Here is a 1089-nt window from a genome sequence, read left to right as displayed (position 1 = left end):
TGACGTCCAGGCCGCTGAGGCGGCCGGCGAGACGATGCAGGTCCGGCGAACGCGAGCGCTTTATGTTGTCGCCGATCAACCCAAGCCTGACCGGGTCGGTCAGGCCGGCACTTCGGCGATCGTGCGGAGCCGTGCTCATCCCTGGTATCCGAACTGCCTCGGCAGCCACAGCACGATTTCCGGAAACAGCATCATCAGCAGCAGCGCAACGACCAGCACCCCGATGAACAGCCAGATCTCGCTGATGATTTCGCGCAGCGGAATGCGGGTGGTCGCATTGATGACGAACAGCACGACCCCATAGGGTGGCGTAATCAGCCCGATCATGGTGTTGACCACCACCACGACGCCGAAATGCACCAAGTCGATCCCGAGCAGTCGGCAGGTCGGGATGAACAGCGGTACAATGACCAGGATGATCGTCGATGCGTCGAGCAGACAACCAAGCAGCAGCAGCAGCACATTGACCATGAACAGGAAAGCGAGCGGGGATATGTGCAGTCCCTGCAGCGAGGCTGCCATGTGGGCTGGAATGTTTTCGCTGGCCACAATGTAATTGAAAATCAGTGCGCCGCCGATGACCAGGCCAACGGCGGCGGACGAGCGCGCGCTTTCTGAAAGGATGGCATAGAGCTTCCGCCAGCTCAGCGCACGATAAAAGACACCGGCCAGTATCAGCGCATAGGCGGCCGCGACGGCGGCCGCTTCGGTCGGCGTGGTCGCGCCGCCATAGATGCCGTAGAGCAGGATGACCGGCATAAGCAGCGCTGGAAATGCATTGAGCGTCACCTTCGGCAGGGCTCGCAGAGGCACGGCTTCCTCGACCGCGAAGCCGCGCTTGCGAGCGACCCACGCGTTTAGGCCCATCAGCACCGCGCCCATCAGCAGCCCAGGCAGGATGCCGCCGAGGAACAGGAAACCGATCGAGGCATCCGAGACCAGCGCGTACATCACCATCGGGATCGACGGCGGGATGATCGGCCCAATGGTCGAAGCGGCGGCGGTGATAGCGGCGGCGTAGCCGCGCGGATAGCGGCCGTCCCTGGTCATCATCTCGATGATGATCTTGCCCAGCCCGGCAGCGTCGGC

The 1089-nt window shown here is 62.9% G+C and carries 1 protein-coding gene; it reads right to left on the bottom strand.

The genetic code is table 11. The annotated features are described in order from the left end of the window. Positions 1-135 precede the first annotated feature (135 nt). Positions 136-1089 (bottom strand): TRAP transporter large permease (locus FJ941_RS28875; RefSeq protein ID WP_140511009.1); only part of this gene is annotated, 954 nt, incomplete at its 5' end.

It is taken from the genome of Mesorhizobium sp. B2-3-13 (assembly GCF_006442195.1).
Classification (GTDB): Bacteria; Pseudomonadota; Alphaproteobacteria; order Rhizobiales; family Rhizobiaceae; genus Mesorhizobium; species Mesorhizobium salmacidum.
The sequence above is the reverse complement of the archived record's forward strand: the minus strand, read 5'-3'. Positions and strand labels throughout refer to the sequence as shown.